Source organism: Pantoea vagans, assembly GCF_001506165.1.
GTDB lineage: Bacteria > Pseudomonadota > Gammaproteobacteria > Enterobacterales > Enterobacteriaceae > Pantoea > Pantoea vagans_C.
Map to the genome: position 1 here is coordinate 2,040,232 of NZ_CP011427.1, position 18,176 is coordinate 2,058,407.

Annotated in this window: 19 protein-coding genes; 8 read left to right on the top strand and 11 right to left on the bottom strand. The window is 55.4% G+C overall.

The features are described 5' to 3' along the window. Positions 1 to 502 precede the first annotated feature (502 nt). Positions 503 to 1,618: an ABC transporter substrate-binding protein gene (locus LK04_RS09405; RefSeq protein WP_039329096.1), complete on the bottom strand. Its 1,116-nt coding sequence runs from the start codon at positions 1,616 to 1,618 to the stop codon at positions 503 to 505. 324 nt (positions 1,619 to 1,942) lie between these two features. Between LK04_RS09405 and LK04_RS09410 the strand changes: the two genes are divergently transcribed. The 6 genes from LK04_RS09410 to LK04_RS09435 all read left to right on the top strand — a co-directional run bounded on the left by LK04_RS09410 (position 1,943) and on the right by LK04_RS09435 (position 8,307). Beyond that, a complete protein-coding gene (locus LK04_RS09410; RefSeq protein WP_039329098.1) occupies positions 1,943 to 3,097 on the top strand; it encodes a mandelate racemase family protein in 1,155 nt (384 codons plus the stop codon). Between the two features lie 129 nt (positions 3,098 to 3,226). Beyond that, on the top strand, positions 3,227 to 4,789 hold the full coding sequence (locus LK04_RS09415; protein WP_231568841.1) for an ABC transporter substrate-binding protein: 1,563 nt from the start codon (positions 3,227 to 3,229) through the stop codon (positions 4,787 to 4,789). Next, positions 4,786 to 5,811 carry an ABC transporter permease gene (locus LK04_RS09420; RefSeq protein WP_039329100.1) on the top strand — a complete coding sequence of 342 codons (1,026 nt, stop codon included), beginning with the start codon at positions 4,786 to 4,788 and terminating at the stop codon, positions 5,809 to 5,811. The genes LK04_RS09415 and LK04_RS09420 overlap by 4 nt, the downstream gene beginning before the upstream one ends. Before the next feature lie 74 nt (positions 5,812 to 5,885). Further along, positions 5,886 to 6,713, top strand: a complete 828-nt coding sequence (locus LK04_RS09425; protein ID WP_418903649.1) for an ABC transporter permease — start codon at positions 5,886 to 5,888, stop codon at positions 6,711 to 6,713. Beyond that, positions 6,685 to 7,551: an ABC transporter ATP-binding protein gene (locus tag LK04_RS09430; protein ID WP_039329102.1), complete on the top strand. Its 867-nt coding sequence runs from the start codon at positions 6,685 to 6,687 to the stop codon at positions 7,549 to 7,551. Before LK04_RS09425 ends, LK04_RS09430 begins: the two co-directional genes overlap by 29 nt. Before the next feature lie 18 nt (positions 7,552 to 7,569). Further along, positions 7,570 to 8,307, top strand: a complete 738-nt coding sequence (locus LK04_RS09435) for an ABC transporter ATP-binding protein (RefSeq protein WP_039329138.1) — start codon at positions 7,570 to 7,572, stop codon at positions 8,305 to 8,307. Positions 8,308 to 8,366: 59 nt separating this feature from the next. On the opposite strand, the gene LK04_RS09440 is transcribed toward LK04_RS09435, so the two are convergent. From LK04_RS09440 to LK04_RS20650, 8 genes are all read right to left on the bottom strand, one after another. Further along, positions 8,367 to 9,002 (bottom strand): RpiB/LacA/LacB family sugar-phosphate isomerase, encoded by a 636-nt coding sequence (locus LK04_RS09440; RefSeq protein WP_039329105.1) that lies wholly within the window; start codon positions 9,000 to 9,002, stop codon positions 8,367 to 8,369. 213 nt (positions 9,003 to 9,215) lie between these two features. Continuing rightward, positions 9,216 to 9,719, bottom strand: a complete 504-nt coding sequence (locus LK04_RS09445) for a protein disulfide oxidoreductase (protein WP_039329107.1) — start codon at positions 9,717 to 9,719, stop codon at positions 9,216 to 9,218. Beyond that, entirely contained in the window at positions 9,716 to 10,441 is a 726-nt protein-coding gene (locus tag LK04_RS09450) for a DsbA family protein (RefSeq protein WP_039329109.1), read from the bottom strand. Before LK04_RS09450 ends, LK04_RS09445 begins: the two co-directional genes overlap by 4 nt. Next, complete coding sequence (locus LK04_RS09455) at positions 10,438 to 12,438, bottom strand: protein-disulfide reductase DsbD family protein (RefSeq protein WP_081998073.1); 2,001 nt, start codon at positions 12,436 to 12,438, stop codon at positions 10,438 to 10,440. Before LK04_RS09455 ends, LK04_RS09450 begins: the two co-directional genes overlap by 4 nt. 48 nt (positions 12,439 to 12,486) lie before the next feature. Beyond that, on the bottom strand, positions 12,487 to 12,837 hold the full coding sequence (locus tag LK04_RS09460) for a hypothetical protein (protein WP_039329113.1): 351 nt from the start codon (positions 12,835 to 12,837) through the stop codon (positions 12,487 to 12,489). Positions 12,838 to 13,037: 200 nt separating this feature from the next. Beyond that, the gene (locus LK04_RS09465; RefSeq protein WP_039329115.1) at positions 13,038 to 13,832 is read right to left on the bottom strand and encodes an SDR family NAD(P)-dependent oxidoreductase; all 795 of its coding nucleotides are present in this window, start codon (positions 13,830 to 13,832) and stop codon (positions 13,038 to 13,040) included. 94 nt (positions 13,833 to 13,926) lie between these two features. Further along, positions 13,927 to 15,096, bottom strand: coding sequence for an MFS transporter (locus tag LK04_RS09470; RefSeq protein WP_039329116.1), 1,170 nt, complete (start codon positions 15,094 to 15,096; stop codon positions 13,927 to 13,929). Further along, positions 15,093 to 15,233: a hypothetical protein gene (locus LK04_RS20650; protein WP_156138044.1), complete on the bottom strand. Its 141-nt coding sequence runs from the start codon at positions 15,231 to 15,233 to the stop codon at positions 15,093 to 15,095. The genes LK04_RS09470 and LK04_RS20650 overlap by 4 nt, the downstream gene beginning before the upstream one ends. Positions 15,234 to 15,344: 111 nt before the next feature. Here LK04_RS20650 and LK04_RS09475 point away from each other — a divergent pair, with 111 nt between their 5' ends. Then, positions 15,345 to 16,235, top strand: coding sequence for a LysR family transcriptional regulator (locus LK04_RS09475; RefSeq protein ID WP_039329118.1), 891 nt, complete (start codon positions 15,345 to 15,347; stop codon positions 16,233 to 16,235). 86 nt (positions 16,236 to 16,321) lie between these two features. Beyond that, a complete protein-coding gene (locus tag LK04_RS09480) occupies positions 16,322 to 17,179 on the top strand; it encodes an NAD(P)-dependent oxidoreductase (RefSeq protein ID WP_039329120.1) in 858 nt (285 codons plus the stop codon). Here LK04_RS09480 and LK04_RS09485 read toward each other — a convergent pair. After that, on the bottom strand, positions 17,152 to 17,736 hold the full coding sequence (locus LK04_RS09485; RefSeq protein WP_039329122.1) for an AAA family ATPase: 585 nt from the start codon (positions 17,734 to 17,736) through the stop codon (positions 17,152 to 17,154). The genes LK04_RS09480 and LK04_RS09485 overlap by 28 nt on opposite strands. Further along, entirely contained in the window at positions 17,733 to 18,170 is a 438-nt protein-coding gene (locus tag LK04_RS09490; protein WP_039329123.1) for a PTS sugar transporter subunit IIA, read from the bottom strand. The genes LK04_RS09485 and LK04_RS09490 overlap by 4 nt, the downstream gene beginning before the upstream one ends. Between the last annotated feature and the right edge of the window lie 6 nt (positions 18,171 to 18,176).

The window sequence follows — 18,176 nt, forward strand, 5'->3', positions numbered from 1 at the left end:
CGCCTTGTTTCAAGTTCCGGTCAGTGCACCTGACCGGTCAGTTGCAAAAGGGCAACGATGATTTGCAGGACGACCCGGACCAGGTCCAGGAGCAACCGAACAAGTTCCATCACTTTCCTTCTCCTCTGACAGGAGCGCGCCTTTCAGCCATCGAGGCTTTGACTCCACCCGCCGATGGCCTGAGCACAGCTGTGAGGAGTGCTGAGCGCCACTCATTGTGGAAGCCACAGGCCAGCACCACCTGAAACCTGCCGGGATTTGACTATCCGCGCCCCTGGGAGTCATCAGAAAACAATGAGACTGCGCCCGTCACCCAACACCTGTATAACCATACAGTATTTTAGCTAAACTTGAAATATTACCCCGCACATTTTATGATTTGCCTTGTGAGGAGTGCTGAGCACCCCGTTCGTAGCGCGGTTACCAGCCGGTTTGCGAACATAAAAAAAGGATTTGGCCATTTAGCCAAATCCTTTTTTGTTTTCCGATGTCAGTCGAAACGTTACGACTTATCCGCTGGCAACGTCACCCAGTAGCCTGGCTGATAAGGCAGTGGCAGAAACTTCTCATGAAACGCACGGAAAGTGGCATCAGGATCGAGATCTTTAAACAGATCCGGATGCAGCCACTTCGCTAACGCCTGAATCGCGACAAACTGATAAGGGCTGTCATAGAACTGGTGCCAGATGGCGTGCGCATGACCGTTATGTGCCACCGGCAACGTTTTGAAGGCATTGCGCATCATCAGCAATTTCAGACGTGCCGTGGCCTCTTGCGTATCTGCGCCTGGACCGACGCCCACCCATTTGCCTACCGTGTTGTAATTTTTCCAGTTAGCACCGGTCACCACCACCACATCTGGACGACTGGCAATAATTTGCTCTGGGTTCAAGGTGCCAAAGGTGCCCGGAATCAGGTCTTTCGCGATATTGCTCCCGCCGGCTATCTCGACCATCTGCCCAAAGTTTTCATTACCAAAAGACATACAGCATTCGTCGGTGTATCCGCCAGCACGGTCGATCATCACTTTCGGACGTGTCCCCGAGAAGTTTTTCAGGCGATCGGTGACTTTTGCGATCTCCGCGCGACGGAAAGCGATAATGTCTTCAGCGCGCTGTGGATTGTTAACCAGTTCACCCATAATACGGATGCTTTTCTCTGCGTGCTCCATCGGCTTCTCACGGAAGTCGATAAACACCACCGGCACACCGACTGCTTGCAACTTTTCAATCAGCTTGCCTTCGTCGGTTGCAGCTTTGGACTCTAAATTCATCAGCACCAAGTCAGGTTTCAACGTCAGCGCTTGCTCAACGTTAAAAGTGCCGTCTTTAGCGCCGCCAAATGTCGGCAGTTTTTTGATTTCAGGGTACTTTTTCTCATACGCCATATATCCGTCATAATCAGCTTTTGGGAAGTCATCGCGCCAGCCTACTACGCGCTGGAAAGGCGCAGCGGTATCGAATGCCGCCAGCAGATACATCTGACGCCCTTCGCCCAGAATGATGCGTTTTGACTCCTCTTTGACTTCTACCTGACGGCCTGCAATGTCAGTGATGACTTTTGCCGAAGCGGAACTCGTTACCGCCAGTAACCCCAGTGCTAACAGCCATTTTTTCATTTTGTCTACCCGTACAAATGATAATGATTATTATTAAAATTTCGCGGCGTCACTATTACCTGGCAGACACAAAATGAAAAGCCCCTGAGACACATTTTTTTACATCCATTCACGATTTGCTTCGCTGTGGGATGGCTCACAAAACACTCTCCTTTCGTGAAAATGCTCACAGCACGCCATGCAATTGCCCAATTAATTGACCTCGCTTCCTGCACTTTGGCTAATGCGTAAACAAAATGTGAAGGCTAAATTACGAATTGAAACGCTGTTTTAATTTTTAGTTAACGCTCACATTGAGTATGGAATCGCTCTGGAGGTCTTACCGTGAAGATCAGCGCCATTGATGTCACCCTCTTTACCTATCCAACACACCGTGTGTCCGACAGTGCGGGACACTCCCACCCGGGTGCGGAAACCAACGCCCAAATGGCGTTGCTCACCCTGACAAGTGAAGATGGCGACTGTGGCTACGCTTTTGCCCCCGCTGAAGTGGTTCGTCCGCATGTGGTGAACGCATTCTTTCGCAAAGTACTGATCGGGCAAAACGCCTTTGATCGCGAACGTCTGTGGCAAGATTTAGTGCATTGGCAACGTGGCAGCGCTCATCAACTCACGGAACGTGCGCTTTCCGCGATAGAACAGGCGATGTGGGATTTAATTGGCCGCAAGCTTAAACAACCGGTGCACAAACTACTGGGTGGCTATCGCGAGAAAATAGCGGCTTATGGCAGCACGATGTGCGGTGATGAACTCGCTGGCGGTTTGTCCACGCCCGATGAATACGCGCAGTTTGCGGAAAAGCTGGTGGCGCGTGGCTATCAGGCCATCAAGTTGCATACCTGGATGCCCCCCGTCTCGTTTGCTCCCAGCCCGATGATGGACATTAAAGCCTGTGCCGCAGTGCGTGAAGCCGTGGGGCCCAATGTCGCCCTGATGCTGGACGGCTATCACTGGTACAGCCGCAGCGAGGCGCTGACCATCGGTAAAGCACTAGAAAAACTCAACTTCTCCTGGTTTGAAGAACCCATGGAAGAAGAGAGTATGGCCTCCTACGCCTGGCTGGCAGAAAACCTCAGCATTGACGTTTTAGGTCCAGAGAGCTTGGGGGGCAAACACCACAGTCGTGCTGACTGGGTACGGGCCGGTGCCTGTGACATCCTGCGCGCAGGTGCTAACGGCGTCGGTGGCATCTCTGCGACCCTGAAAGTAGCCAATCTTGCAGAGGCGTTCGGCATGGATTGTGAAGTGCATGGCAATGGCGCAGCCAGTCTCGCGGTGGTCGGAGCGATTCGAAATTGCCGCTGGTATGAGCGCGGTCTGCTGCATCCCTTCCTCGATTATGAACAACCTCCAGCCTATCTCAACAGCCTTATCGACCCGATGGATGATAACGGCTTTGTTCATCTGCCAACACGCCCCGGCTTAGGCGAGGACATCAATTTCAGCTGGATTGAAACGCATACGCTCAACCGTTGGTAAGCGTCGAACACAAGCAGTACGGCAAAAAACAATAAACCTCTGACCTGCTGGACTTTGCTTATGAACATTTCTCGCTGTTGCAGAGCGTGGTGCGCCACGCTGCTGTTGCTCACCTGTAGCCCGTCGCTGATGGCCGCCACGCCAGACGACCAGCTGATTGTGGGCATGAACATGAACAATCTACTTACCCTCGATCCGGCCGCCATGACGGGTAATGAAGTCGTGGGCATTGTGGTCAATCTCTATGATGGATTGGTGGAGTTAGATCCTCGCCAGCTCACTCAGGTACGCCCCGCGCTGGCAGAGCGCTGGGAGATCAGTGCCGATAATCGTCAGCTCACTTTTCATCTGCGTGACGGTGTGCGTTTCCACTCTGGCAATGCGCTCACCAGCAAAGATGCCGTTTGGTCAATGCGCCGCGTGCTGCATCTCAATCTGGCACAGGCTTCGGTGTGGAAATCTTACGGCTTCAGCAAAGATAATGTGGATCAGATGATTAGCGCACCTGATGCGCACACTGTAGTGATCAAACTGCCTAAGCCTAACGATCCGCAACTGGTGCTCTACTCTCTGGCTGCCCTTGGTAGCATGGTGGTGCTGGACAGCAAAACCGTGCAGGCTCATGCGCAAAATAATGACTGGGGCAACCGCTGGCTGACCACGCACGAAGCCGGATCGGGTCCGTTCCGCCTGGATGTGTGGCAGGCTAAAGATGTGCTGCGCATCAGCCGGGAAGAGGACTACTGGCGTGGAGCGCCCAGGCTCACACGCGTGGTGTTCCGCCATTTGCAGGAATCACAAACCCTGCGTTTGATGATGCAGAAAGGGGATATTGATATCGCCAGTAATATGGCGATACCCGATGTACAAGCGCTACGCCATGACCCGGACCTCACCATAGATGCAGTGCAAAAAGGCACAATCTATTATCTGGCGATGAGCATGAAGGATAGCCACTTCGCCAATCCGCAAGTGCGGGAAGCGGTGCGCTATCTGGTGGATTATCAAGGCATTAACGCATCCCTGATGGCTGGTTATGGCACCCTGCATCAGCGTCCAATCCAGTCTGGAATGCCAGAAACGCTGCCCGATCCTGGTTATCACCTCGATGTACCGCGCGCCAAAGCATTGCTCGTAGCGGCCGGCTATCCCAACGGCTTTGACACGACGCTGCGTGTACTGGCGGATCAGCCCTTTCTGAATATCGCTATCGCCATTCAATCCACGCTGATGCAGGCAGGCATTCGCGCCAAAATCATCACCGGAACCGGCAATCAGATTTACGGTGCCATGCGAGAACGCCAGTTCAATTTGCTGGTGGGACGCGGCGGAAGTGGTGTTGAGCCGCATCCCCACTCCAGCCTGCGCGCACTGGTGTACAACCCCAATAACGCTGACAGTGCGCGCCTCACAAATTTCCAGGGCTGGCGTACCGGCTTTTACGATGCGCAGCTCAATCAGATGATCGACCAGGCACTACTGGAAAGAGACACGAATAAACAGCAGCAGGATTACTTCGCCATTCAGCGCCGCTATGACCAGTTAATTCCAGCGCTTATGCCGATTTCACAAATGACCGATTCGGTGGTGGTGAATCATCGGGTGCAAAATTATGTGCCGCACCCTTCTGCCACCACCTTCCTGCGCGATGTGTGGAAAACGCCAGCGAACCTGGCAGGAGGTGATCAATGACCTTAACTCCACGCCACTGGCGGCGCTTGCGTAGCCGCGTATTGCAAGTGGCCGTTACCCTGTTCGGTTTACTGCTGCTGACTTTCTTTATTGGCCGCGTCATGCCGCTCGACCCCGTACTGGCAATTGTCGGGCCGGATGCCGATCACGCCACTTATCAGCAGGTTTATCATCAACTGGGCTTCGATAAGCCACTTTGGGTGCAGTTTTGGATCTATCTACAAGGCCTGCTACACGGCAATCTTGGTATGGCACTGTTAACAGGCCAGCCGGTGGTGAACGATATCCTGCGTGTCTTTCCGGCTACCGTCGAACTCGCCACGCTGGCGATAGTGCTCGGCACCGGACTCGGCGTACCGCTGGGCGTGTGGGCCGCTGCACGTCGAAACAGCCTGGTGGATTATCTGGTGCGTATCATCAGCCTGGCAGGTTACTCAACGCCTATTTTTTGGGTGGGGATGATCGGTTTGCTGCTGTTCTATGCACATCTCGGTTGGGTAGGCGGTGCGGGTCGGGTCGATTTCAGCCTTGATGGTATTGTGCCACGACGCACGGGCTTACTGCTGGTGGATGCACTGCTGGCCGGCAATATCGCGGTGTTCAAGAGTGCACTGAATCACCTGATTCTGCCCGCTTCGTTACTGGGCTTCCATTCGCTGGCCTACATCAGCCGTATGACGCGCAGCTTTATGCTGGCGCAACTGTCACAAGAGTTCATTTTAACCGCGCGAGTGAAAGGACTCACCGAGTGGCAAGTGATCTGGCAACACGCCTTCCGCAATATTCTGGTACAGCTTCTCACCGTGGTCGCGCTGGCTTATGGCGCTTTGCTGGAGGGCGCAGTGCTGATTGAAACCGTTTTCTCGTGGCCCGGTTTTGGCTCTTACCTCACCGGCAGTCTGATGCTGGGCGATATGAATGCCGTAATGGGATGCGTGTTGGTGGTCGGCTTGATCTTCGTGTTGCTGAATCTTCTTTCTGACCTGCTCTATCAGGTATTCGATCCGAGGACCAAAGTATGACCGTCTCTCTCGATCTGTTTCATACCCCTGCGACACGTGAACAGTTGGCACGTTGTCGCCGTACCCTTTCGCGCATGGGCCATTTCCTCTGGCAAATGGCCTGTAATCCGCTGACTGCCATCGGTGGCGGCATTATCTTACTACTGCTGATTGTGGCCATACTTGCCCCCTGGATAGCCCCTTATCATCCACTGATCCAGGATCTGAATAATGCGCTCACTCCGCCCAATGCGCAGCACTGGTTTGGCACCGATGAATTCGGGCGCGATATCTTAAGCCGCCTGGTGTGGGGGGCACGCATCACCTTATACATCGTGCTACTGGTGTCGATCACCGTAGGTCCACTGGGGCTGCTGCTGGGGGTAACCGCAGGGTATTTCGGCGGCAAAGTAGACAGCGTATTGATGCGCGTCACCGATATCTTTATCTCATTCCCGAGCCTGGTGCTGGCGCTGGCGTTTGTTGCAGCACTCGGTCCTGGCCTTGAGCATGTGGTCATTGCCATTACGCTCACTGCCTGGCCGCCGATAGCACGGCTTGCGCGCGCGGAAGCGCTATCACTGCGCCAGGCCGACTTTGTTTCTGCCGTGCGGCTACAGGGCGCGTCCTCACTGCGTATTTTATGGAAACACATTGTACCGCTATGTCTGCCCTCAGTGATTATCCGTATCACCATGAATATGGCGGGCATCATTCTGACCGCAGCGGGATTGGGTTTCCTGGGTTTGGGGGCACAACCGCCCGATCCGGAATGGGGAGCGATGATCGCCAGCGGTCGCACTTACATGCTGGAGTGCTGGTGGGTCGTCACGGTACCCGGTTTGGCAATTTTGGTGAACAGTCTGGCGTTCAACTTTTTAGGAGATGGCTTACGTGACATCCTCGATCCTCGCAGCGAATAACGCTGCACCTTTACTTGATGTAGAGGACTTGCAGGTGAGCTTCGTCAACGGGCGGCAAATTACCCCGGCTGTTCGCGGTATCTCCTTTCAGTTAGGCAAAGAGAAGTTGGCGATTGTTGGTGAATCAGGCTCAGGGAAATCCACGGTGGGCCGTGCACTGCTGCAACTGCATCCGCGGAGTGCGCGCATTACCGCACAACGCATGCAGTTTGCCGATGTTGATCTGTTGCGTGCTTCGCCTGCGCAGATGCGTGCCGTGCGCGGCAAGCGTATTTCAATGATCATGCAGGACCCGAAATATTCGTTGAATCCGGTAGTGCGAGTAGGAGAACAAATCGCTGAAGCCTGGCGGAGCCATCATCCCGGCCAGCGCGACATTGCACGTCAGCGAGCTATGGAGATGCTGGAAGTGGTGCGCATCCGTGAACCGGAAAGGGTTTATCAATGTTACCCGCACGAGATTTCAGGCGGGCAAGGTCAGCGCGTAATGATCGCCATGATGTTAATTACCGATCCTGAACTATTGATCGCCGATGAACCCACCTCCGCCCTGGATGTGTCGGTCCGCCTTCAGGTGTTAACGCTGCTGGATGAGCTGGTGCAACAACGTGGGCTGGGTCTGATTTTTATTAGCCACGATCTGAATCTGGTCAGGCGATTTTGCGATCGGGTATTGGTCATGTATGCAGGTCGCGTCGTTGAATCTTTGCCGGCCAACCAACTCGATCACGCCCAACATCCTTATACCCAAGGATTGCTGGCAGCGTTGCCAGATATGGATGCACGCCGCTCGCGTTTACCGGTGCTGCAACGTCAGACCAGCTGGCTACAACCCTAAGGAGCGTACATGAACGAGATGATTAGCGTGCGTCAACTCAACCTCAGCTTTGGCGAAGATGAGCAGCGTAATCAAGTGCTGTTCGATGTGAACTTGTCAGTGCGCGAGGGGGAGGTTTTTGGTCTGGTTGGTGAATCGGGATCGGGTAAAACCACCGTATTAAAGTGCCTCTCCGGGCTGTTCACTCACTGGGACGGCGAATTGGCTATTGCTGGACACCCTCTGGCGCATCGCATAGCACGCGATCGCTGCCGCCAGGTGCAGATGGTGTTTCAGGACCCTTATGGATCACTGCATCCACGCCACTCTATCGGCGATATTCTTGAAGAACCGCTACATATTCATGGTCTCGGCCAACGCTCACAGCGAGTAATTGCCATGCTGGAAAAGGTGGGACTCAACCGTGCGTGGCAAACCCGCTACCCGCATCAACTCTCTGGCGGGCAGCGTCAACGTGTGGCGATTGCCCGAGCACTGATCCTCGAACCGCGCGTACTGTTGCTGGATGAACCCACCTCTGCACTTGACGTCTCTGTACAGGCTGAAATTCTTAATTTGTTGAGTGATCTGCAACAAGAGGAGAATCTCACCTATTTGATGGTCACGCACGATCTCGGTGTTGTGGCACATCTGTGCCATCGCGTTGCCGTCATGCAGCATGGCAAGGTACTGGAAACGTTGGATGTCGATGCGCTGGTGGGAAATCGCGCTCAGGTCGGATACACCCAGATGCTGGTGGAATCCAGTCGCGCATAGAAGTGAAATGCTGTCGCGGTGCCATTATTCGCGCCGCGACAGCGATTAACATGATGTGGTTACAACAGTTCCCGCACGAAGCGCACGATGTCTTGATTCTGGCCGTGTTCGAACAGGCACTGCTGGAAACGTGACCCGGTTACAGCCACTTTCACCAGTTCAGGGTCCAGCGCGCGCAGGGAATCCAGGTAGTCCTCTTTCAACAGCGTGGCTTTAACTTGATTAAGGATACCCGCATTGCGCACCTGCGGCTCTTTGCGCTCCGGCGGATAACCCAGACCTTTTTCACCGGTGAAGGCTTTCTCAAAGATAAAGCGCAGATTCAACTCCGCCCCCCAGCCAAAGCCTTTGGCGAACGGCAGAGAAAGCGCATTGCCGTTATTTATCTGGGCAAACAAATAGGCATCAGCAGGATCGATACAGTAGCCACAGACCACACCAGGGTGCAGGTTGAGCGACACCAGAGCCCCCTGACCCGTGCCGCAACCGGCCACCACAAAGTCCACGGCTTTGCTGTTCAGCAACAGTCCAGCCATGATACCGAGGTGAATGTATGTCAGATGATGATCTTGCTCGTCGCTCATGCCGACGTTAAACACCTGATGGCCGAGCGGTTGCGCGACAGTTTGCAGTTCATTCCATACGGTTGCGTTCTTGGCGGCCTGGCTATTTTCCATCATCAAAGCGATTTTCATGATCCATCCTCACATTAAATTGAAACACCGTTTCATTTTAATCAAAGCGCGCAGAAATGCAGCCCTGAAATGCCGTTTGTGGTGTGAGAGGTATCACATTTTAATGATGTTATCTAAGCGTAAGGGAACCCGGAGCGCATTCATGCGCACCCTACAGAACCCAAAAATTTTGTAGGGTCGCCATTCATAGCGACCGGTTTTTAAATCAGAGAGTTAGCTGAATTGTCCCGCCCACCACAGACGGAGTTTCAGCCCCCAGCCGCTGCTCCAGCCGGTGGTGGTGCTCACCACTTTCCCCTGCTGTAGCACAATGAAGGTTGGCGTGACATTGATATCCCAGCGTTGGCTGATCGCGCCATTTTCATCGTTTACCGCAATGCCTTGAACCCCCTTCTTATTCAGCCAGGTGGCAACGCGCTGGTCATCCCCGGAACGCAACGCCACACTCACGACCTGCGTGCCTTGCTGGCTCATCGCGGCCACCGTGGGCGTAGTGAGTTTGCACACGCCACACCAGGTCGCCCAGACATACACCAGCACCGGGCGCTCCTGACTCAGTGCGGCCAAATCGACCTCACCCTGTAGTGCAGTCAGTGGCTGGTGGGCCAAATCGGCGGGCAGTTGAGGAGCGCGCAACCAATCCATGCCCCAAATCACTGCACCGGCAATCAACACCAGCCAGAGCGCTTCCCTCAGCCAACGTTTGAGTCGCTTCATGGTTTCGCCTGCAATGCGCCCTTCACTGCCGCTTCCAGCTGCGCGTAAGGCACCGCACCGCTGATTAGCTCATTACCCACCAGCGTGGCAGGCGTGCCCTGTACACCCAGTTGCTGGGCCAATGTCAGGTTCCGGTTGATGGTGTCCAGGCTGGCTTTGCTGGGTTCCTTAAGCCTAATGCCGGTTTTATCCAGCGCCGCTGCGATGCTCGCTTCGTCATGGTTGCCTTTTTTCGCCATCAAACGTTCGTGCAGTTTGAGAAAGTTTTTCGGCTGCTGCTCCCACACGGTCAGGGCCAGACGGGCCGAGGTCAATGATGTCTCAGCGCGATAAGGGAGCGGTTTCAATACTACCGCCACTTGTGGATAGCTTTTCAGCAGCTTCTCGATATCCGCATCGAACTTTTTGCAGAACACACAGTTGTAGTCGGTGAAATACACCAGCGTCAGCGCCGGTTTTTCCGCCCCAATACGCGGTGAACCGGCATCATTAAATAAGGCATCGTGGTTCTTCACCACCATCTGCGCGACAACGTTCTGCTGCTGGCGTGAGGCCTCTTTATCGAACGCATCGGCCGCCTCTGCCAGAATCGCCGGGTTCTGCACCAGGGTTTCACGGATCAGTTCTTTGATGCGCGCCTCCTGCTCAGGGGTAAAAGGAGCCGCCGCCAGCGCGGGAAGAGAAAGGAACATCAGTGACAGTAACAGGGATTTGTTGATCATTTTTTTGCCTCAGAGAGTGTTGAGATCACCGCTTCACGACTCAGCAACGGTGACAAAATTTGGCCATTCGGCAGTGCCGGGCCATAAATTTGGTTAAAGGGAATAGCGACACGATCGCGGCGGCGCAGGAACTCGCCGATGGCCGGATCGGGCTGCGTCCAGTCTCCACGTAGCAGCACCACATCATCGGCCTTCAGCGCGGCGCGCACGTCAGGTTGATTTAAGACGCGGGATTTATTCACTTTGCAGGTGATACACCAGTCGGCGGTCACATCCACAAATACCCGCTTATCCTGCTCCAGCGCCTGATTGATCGCGGCTTCGGTGAGCGGCTGCCAGTAGAGCGTTTCCTCTTCAGGTGCGATGCGCGTCATCAGAAAGATCGCGCCTGCCAGCGTCAGTGTGATAAACACCACTCCCGCTTGTTGCAGTGCGCGACGCCGAACCAACCAAGCGCAAAGTGCGAACAGCAGCACTCCGCCCAGCACCAGCGCGAACGTCTCTCCCCAGTGAGGGATCAATAGGGTGACCAGCCAGAACGTTGCGAGCAGCATAAACAGACCGAGAAGAGTACGCAGGTGCACCATCCAGCGCCCAGGGCGAGGCAGGCATCGCGCCAGTCCCGGCAATGCCGCCACCAGCAGCCAAGGCAGGCTCATACCCACACCCAATGCGGCAAATAACAGCCACAGTTGAGGCAGCGGTGCGGTCAAGGCATAGGCTACGGCGGTGCCGAGGAAAGGCGCACTGCAAGGCGTTGCCAACAAAGTGGCAAATGCCCCCTGTCCAAAGTGTCCGAGCAGCCCCTCATCGCCCTGCGTGGCCAGCCGGGTGTTGAGATTTGACGGCAAACGAAAATGCAGCAGATCAAACAGGCTGGCAGTGAACAGGAACATCACCAAAACCATCGCCAGCAGGAAGCCGCTGCTCTGGAACTGGATGCCCCAACCCAGCGCCTGGCCGCTCAACCGCAAGCCGGTCATTAATGCGGCTAACAGCAGGAATGAGAACAGGATGCCGGCGCTTGAGGCGAGAAACTGCTGTCGCGTCTGACGACGTGTTTGCCCCTGTTGCTGGACCAGGCTACTGAGTTTTATCGCCAGTACCGGCAGTACACAGGGCATCAGATTGAGGATCAAACCACCTAACAACGCCAGTAACAGCACTGACAACAGCGTTTGCAATCCGGTCTCCGTCGCCAGCGGTTGTGATCCAATGGTTAATGCACTCTGCTGGGCAATCCCGCCATCCGCCAGCACTAATGAAAGGGTTTTACCCCGCAGATCGGGGGCCGTTTCACCCCACTCATCCGTGACCGCAACACGTGCAATCAGCGTGTCGCCCTGAACACTGATTTTCGGTGCAGCCAACATGCTGCCTTGCGGGTAGTCGAAGAACAGCGCCGGTTGCGTCCAGCCCTCGTGACGCTGTGCACGGATCTGCAACTCGCCATTCATATAGCTGGCATCCAGTTGATCGGTCAGGCCGCTTTCCGCGGGGATCTGCCCCATCGCTTGGGCGTAGTCACGCGCAAAATCGCCATCAGCCAGTTGCGTGAGATCAAGGCTGAAGGGGAAATCGGTCAGAATACAGACATCGCTACAGGTGGAGAGCGTGAGCGTGCCTGCCAGTTGCTCACCTGACACATTGCTCACCTCAATGGGGAGCGTAATATCGCCCTTGTAGCCTTGCGTGGTGAGACCGCTGACGTCAAAACGTGACGGCGTTGGCCAGTGCCACTGCGCGTTAACGTCGGGCATTTGCCAGCGAATCTCCGGGGCTACGCCGCCTTCGCCAGGCGTGCGCCAATAGGTTTTCCAACCCGGTTGCAGGCGAATATCCAGTAATATTTGTTGTTTGTCGCCCAAATCGGCGCTGCGCAGTCGCACTTCAGCGTGGCTATTTTGCGCATTACGCAGCCAACCCGTATCGGCGGCTTGCACCAGGCTTGCGCAGCACATCAGCAGGAGTATCAAACTCCTGATAAAAATCTTCATCAATGTTTCTCCAGTCAATAACAGGGTTACGCGATCGAACGCGTAGCGTTATTCCCGGAAGACGCAGAAGGTGAGATGCCGTCGTTGAATGGGGGGGAAGTGGGTTTCACGCTGATAGCCTGTCGCCGTTTGGGACGGGAACAGCGTGACGAGTAAGGCCATCACCATCAGCAGGAACGGCATGGTGCTGTCCAGCATGGGTGTCGCGGCGTGGAGTGATTTAGCACTGATCGAACAGAGTTTGTCGCCACCCACATCCTCAACATGATTGATGGATGAGGCACTGATCGCGGTCTGAGGGGCGGAGGGCAAATTGAAGCTTCGCTGGGCGAGACAAAACGCCAGCACCAGACAAAGCAGTGCCAGAATCCATTTTGCGCGTTGTACCGATTTGGTCATGCCATCGCCCCAGAGAGAAGTGCGGGCATTTTATGCATAGGGAGCAGAAACACCAAGCGTTGCTGTGTAAACTTTTGTCTTAATTTCCATGCTGGTGCTGGTTGTCGCGGCACAATTGAATGCGCATCTGTTAGCAAAAGTCATGCTTCCAGGATTTGCGATAAATCGCGCCGCGACGGTAATCTCCGCCTTATTGGTGTTTAAACAATGTCATCTACAACACCGCCATCGACGCGCAGTGCGGCGCCAGAGGTGGCAGAGGCTTGATTAGAACAGATATAAACCACCATATTCGCCACCTCCTCCACCGTGGCGGCACGTTGGATCACCGAACTCGGTCTCTGCGCCATCACAAACTCTTTTGCCAGCACCTCTAAGGACTTACCGGTGCGCTTAACCTCCTCTTCCATCATCGCGGCAAAGCCATCGGAAAGGGTCGGTCCCGGCAACACACTGTTCACCGTCACACCGCTACCCGCCGCAACTTTGGCTAAGCCACGTGCCAGCGACAACTGCGCCGTTTTGGTCACCCCGTAATGCACCATATCTGCAGGAATGTTGCGCGCCGATTCCGAAGAGATAAACACCACGCGACCCCAGCCGCGTTTCACCATGTCGGGCAACAGTGCGCGTGACAAACGCACACCCGACATCACGTTGGTTTGCCAGTAGGCTTCCCAGGTTTCATCATCAGTGGCGTAGAAATCTTGCGGACCGTAGATGCCCGCGTTATTGACCAGAATATCGATCGGCGGCAAGCCATGAAGTAACTGTTTCACACCCTGCGCACTGCCAAGATCGGCAATAAACGTATGGATTTTGGCGCCCACCACTGATCCATTTAGCTTCTCACGCGCGCGGCTCACCGACGCTTCGCTGCGACCATTTAGCACCACCTCTGCGCCACTCTCTGCCAGCCCTTGCGCAATCGCAAAACCAATGCCGCCGCTGGATGCGGTAACCAAGGCCGTTTTACCGTGCAAATCGATTTTCATAATGCTCTCCTGGATGGGTGCCGATTAACCTGTTGAACAGGCTCAAGCCTGGCTTACGCTGCGCAAGATGCCTTGTCGAATCATGCGGTTATTATCACGGCTGGGAAGTAAGACCCTTCCTTACAGGGTGCTGTCTCGCACGCCAGACAATCCACAGCGCCACCGCTAACAGCCCTAAACAGACCGGGGCAAAGCTTGGCACCCCTGGCCCATTCAACAATACGCCGCCCAGCATGCCACCTGCGGCAATCGCCAGATTCCAAACGGTGACCAGCATTGATTGCGCGACATCGACGGCCTGCCCGGCGCGCACCACCATCGCCGTTTGAAACAGAGTGGCAGCCCCACCAAACGCCAGCCCCCAGATAATCACCGCCAGCCAGACTGCCCATCCATAGGTGGGTAAAAGCTGTAGCAGCGTCGCGGCGGCGATAAACATGGCAACGCAGATGCACAGCATTTGCTGTAAATAGCCGTCCACCCACAATCCGGTGATGAAAATGCTGACCAAAGTGCTGATGCCAAACAACAGCAGTACCGCATCGGCTCGCTCAGCCAGCCCGGCAGGCTGTAACAGTGGCACGATATAGGTGTAGAGGACGTTGTGCGCCAGTACGAAGCAGAGCACCAAGACTAAGACGCTGCCTACGCCAGGCAATTTCAGTACATCACGCAATGGCAACCGCTGCCGGGCTGATTGTCCCGGCTGCTCGGGGGCCGTCAGTCGCAATATCAGCATCAATAACAGCGATAAGCCACTCAGTGCGGCAAAGCACAAACGCCAGCCGATCAGGTTGCCAATGAACGTTCCCAAAGGTACGCCGATCGCCAGTGCCAATGGCGTACCCGCCATAGCGATAGCGATCGCTTTGCCCTTGTGCTGCACGGGTGCCATGGCAGCGGCATAACCTGCCAGTAGCGCCCACAGCAAGCCCGCAGCGATACCGGCGATGGCACGTGCCACCAGCATCAGCGGATAACTGCCGATCAGCGCAGTGGCCCCGTTCGCCAGGGTAAATCCTGCCAGCGCACACAGCAGCAAGCGCCTTCGCGGCATACCCTGTAACAGGGACATAAGCGGAATAGCCGCCACGAAAGAGCCCACCGCATACACCGATACGCTTTGCCCGGCCGCCGCCACCGAAACCTGTAAACCCTGTGCCATCGGCGCGAGCAGACCAGCAGGCAGCGCTTCGGTGACGATAGTCACGAATGCCGCCAGGCTCAGCGTAAATAAAGGGATGAAGGGTAAACGCGCGCTCATCGTGCCCCCCGTAAACCCTGATAAACCGCATCACGCAGGTCACTGACAAACTGTCCAGACATCCCTTCGTAGAGCGTGTTGGTAAACGCCACCACACTCAGCGCCTGTTTCATCACCTGCTCAATCAATTTCTGCATTTTTATCGCTCCTGAATAATGACCTCCTAAATTAGTCATTTCACGATTGCGGAAAAACCAGGGTACATTTCAGGACTAACAGGACATTTATGTCCGCAATAATGAGGCGTTATGGACAGTCTTAATGGCTTTATGGTGTTTGTGCAGGTCGCCGAAACCCGGAGTTTTGTTGCCGCTGGGCGTCAACTCGGCATCTCCGCATCAGCGGTGGGCAAAAGCATTGCACGAATGGAAGATAAACTGGGTGTGCGCTTATTTCATCGCAGCACGCGCAGTATCACATTGACCGCAGAAGGTGAGCTGTTTCTGGAGCGCAGTCGGCGCATTTTGGCAGAGATTGAAGCTGCCGAAAGCGAACTGTCGCAGGCGGCACAGCGTCCTACCGGGCGGTTGAAACTGAGCCTGCCGATTGTCAACTCGCTGATTCTGCCTGCACTGGGTGACTTTATGGTGGCCTATCCTGATATTCAGCTTGACCTCGATTTTAGCGACCGCGTGGTCGATGTGATTGCTGAAGGCTATGACGCCGTGATGCGTGGCGGCCCGCCTGGTGATTCTCGCCTTACCGCGCGTAAACTCGGATACGCCTATTCGATTGCCGTTGCCTCTCCCGACTATCTGGCGCGCCACGGTACACCTCAGACACCAGAAGCACTTCAACAGCACGCCTGTCTGCATTATCGATTTAACACCACAGGGAAGCTTGAGCGCTGGGTGCTGCGCGGTTACGAAGACGAACATGAGTTGGTATTGCCCACCACCATGGTGTGTAACAACATTGAGACACGCGTCTGCTTTGCGATGCGCGGATTAGGCATTGCCATGCTCCCCGATTTCTCGGTGCGTGATGCTCTGGCGCAAGGCACACTCTGTGAAGTGCTCAGTGACTACGCCTGCCACCGTAATGTGTTCCATTTGTTGTGGCCAGCCAGTAAACACCCTTCCCCCAAAGTGCGCGCGTTGATTGATTTCCTCAGCACGCGCGTGTTCTCGCAGGCGTAAAACGGTTGTATTTGCTTGCACTTTCCTCAACGCACTCTCTGCCGGGCGTTCCATACTGACATCTTACCGCTTGAGGAGATGCCGTTATGATAACCATCGCGATTGCCGCACCGGGTGCCATGGGAGCCGCCGTGGGCGGCGTGTTGGCGCAGCACGGTGCGCGCGTGATTACCCCGCTGAGCCAGCGATCTGCCGCTTCGCAACAGCGCGCGCATGATGCGCACATCGCTGACGTCAGTATCGAAGCGTTATGTGAAGCCGATATCATCCTGTCGATCCTGCCACCTGAATCCGCGCTAAGTTGGGCGCAGCAGATGGCGCCATTGCTGCAATCCGCCGTGCACAAACCGCTGTATGTGGATTGCAATGCCATCAGCCCGGAAACGCTTAAGCAGGTCGCGCACGTCATCGAGAGCACCGGCACACCCTTTGCCGATGCTGCCATCATTGGTTTACCGCCGGGCGCACAAAATCCACAGGGACCGCGTTTCTGGTTTGCTGGTCCCCATGCGGCGAAGCTGGCGCTTTTAAGCGAAGTCGGATTGCGTGTTCGGGTGATGAGTGCCGAAAACGGCGCGGCATCAGCGCTAAAAATGGCCTACGCCGGGATCAATAAAGGCATCACGTTACTTACCTCGGCGATGCTGATTAATGCCAGCAGAGTGGGCGCTGCCGATGCGCTGCGTGAAGAGATGCAGGATAGCCAACAGGCGTTGTTGCAGAGGATGGCCAAAGCTACCCCAGATATGTTGCCAAAAGCCTGGCGTTGGGCGGCGGAGATGGATGAGATTGCGACGCTCAATCAGGGCGAACTCGCCACCGATCGCTTGTATCAGGCTTTGGGGGAAATTTGCCGCCAGCTGGCTGAAGATCGTCAGCACGATCAACAGTTCAGCGCTCTGCTGGCGGCGTTCTTTCACCCTGACGCCGACAGCGCGGGCTGAGCACTGACCGGTAAACGCAACTGTCGTTGCAGCCAGGCACACGCGGCGGCGATATCCGGATCGCTGGCATCAAGCTGCAGTACTGGCCCGAGCGCCATCGGCTGTGCAGTTTCCGCCAGCTTACGCAATTCGGGAAGGTATTCCGCACCCGGATGGCCCGGCATGCGCTGCGCCAGTCTTGACTGGTAGCGCGCCACCGCTTCATCCGGCGTGATGGCCAGCCACATTTCCAGCACGCGCGTGACGCCGGCCTGCTGCAATCCCTGCTGCAACACCTCTTTCGGCTGGAAGCCAAACCAGGCATCGATCAGGTAGACACAACGCGTCGGTGCCTGCCCAACCACTTTCCATATCGCCTGATAGGCCGCACAGCCCAACTGGCGATTACGCAAACGATCAACCGGCGCAAAACTGGCCATAAACGGTTCTTTCAGGCTATCCAGCGTCAGCACCGGGAAGCCAAACTGCTCTGCCAGCGCACGTGTCAGGGTGCTTTTGCCCGATGCCGGAATACCGTTGACCAGCACCACGCATTTCTCTTCAGTGGGGGAAGTCATAGGATTTCTATCACCTCCGCGACGCTGCTGGCCTTGCGCAGACGCACCAGCGTTTCTTCATCCTCTAACAGTGACACAATGGCGCGAATACCCTCTTCAATGTGAGCGTTGCTGTCGCGCGCACCAAACATGATCACGATGTCGGCTTTGTCACTGCCCTCAAAGGGAATCGGTTCATCCAGCACGATCATGCTGAAACAATCTTTCAGCACCCCGGTTTCCGGGCGCGCATGCGGAATGGCAATCCCTTCCTCAAACACGTAATACGCCCCGTGAGTCAAGGTATTGGCGATCACCGCCTCTGGGTAAGAATCCTTCACGTAACCCCCGTTGACCAGCGGTTGTGCCGCCAGGGCGATAACCTCGCGCCAGTCCGTGGCGGTGATCCCTACCTGAATCGCATTCGCTTCTTGCAGCAGTCGCTTAATACTCATACTGCC

What these genes read in the sequence shown, in the direction of transcription:
- LK04_RS09445 (WP_039329107.1), bottom strand. Translation starts at nt 9,719, where the DNA reads ATGAAGCGACTCAAACGTTGGCTGAGGGAAGCGCTCTGGCTGGTGTTG.
- LK04_RS09470 (WP_039329116.1), bottom strand. Translation starts at nt 15,096, where the DNA reads ATGAGCGCGCGTTTACCCTTCATCCCTTTATTTACGCTGAGCCTGGCG.
- LK04_RS09435 (WP_039329138.1), top strand. Translation starts at nt 7,570, where the DNA reads ATGATTAGCGTGCGTCAACTCAACCTCAGCTTTGGCGAAGATGAGCAG.
- LK04_RS09475 (WP_039329118.1), top strand. Translation starts at nt 15,345, where the DNA reads ATGGACAGTCTTAATGGCTTTATGGTGTTTGTGCAGGTCGCCGAAACC.
- LK04_RS20650 (WP_156138044.1), bottom strand. Translation starts at nt 15,233, where the DNA reads ATGCAGAAATTGATTGAGCAGGTGATGAAACAGGCGCTGAGTGTGGTG.
- LK04_RS09480 (WP_039329120.1), top strand. Translation starts at nt 16,322, where the DNA reads ATGATAACCATCGCGATTGCCGCACCGGGTGCCATGGGAGCCGCCGTG.
- LK04_RS09465 (WP_039329115.1), bottom strand. Translation starts at nt 13,832, where the DNA reads ATGAAAATCGATTTGCACGGTAAAACGGCCTTGGTTACCGCATCCAGC.
- LK04_RS09420 (WP_039329100.1), top strand. Translation starts at nt 4,786, where the DNA reads ATGACCTTAACTCCACGCCACTGGCGGCGCTTGCGTAGCCGCGTATTG.
- LK04_RS09490 (WP_039329123.1), bottom strand. Translation starts at nt 18,170, where the DNA reads ATGAGTATTAAGCGACTGCTGCAAGAAGCGAATGCGATTCAGGTAGGG.
- LK04_RS09425 (WP_418903649.1), top strand. Translation starts at nt 5,886, where the DNA reads ATGGGCCATTTCCTCTGGCAAATGGCCTGTAATCCGCTGACTGCCATC.
- LK04_RS09405 (WP_039329096.1), bottom strand. Translation starts at nt 1,618, where the DNA reads ATGAAAAAATGGCTGTTAGCACTGGGGTTACTGGCGGTAACGAGTTCC.
- LK04_RS09450 (WP_039329109.1), bottom strand. Translation starts at nt 10,441, where the DNA reads ATGATCAACAAATCCCTGTTACTGTCACTGATGTTCCTTTCTCTTCCC.
- LK04_RS09455 (WP_081998073.1), bottom strand. Translation starts at nt 12,438, where the DNA reads ATGAAGATTTTTATCAGGAGTTTGATACTCCTGCTGATGTGCTGCGCA.
- LK04_RS09440 (WP_039329105.1), bottom strand. Translation starts at nt 9,002, where the DNA reads ATGAAAATCGCTTTGATGATGGAAAATAGCCAGGCCGCCAAGAACGCA.
- LK04_RS09415 (WP_231568841.1), top strand. Translation starts at nt 3,227, where the DNA reads ATGGCCGCCACGCCAGACGACCAGCTGATTGTGGGCATGAACATGAAC.
- LK04_RS09460 (WP_039329113.1), bottom strand. Translation starts at nt 12,837, where the DNA reads ATGACCAAATCGGTACAACGCGCAAAATGGATTCTGGCACTGCTTTGT.
- LK04_RS09485 (WP_039329122.1), bottom strand. Translation starts at nt 17,736, where the DNA reads ATGACTTCCCCCACTGAAGAGAAATGCGTGGTGCTGGTCAACGGTATT.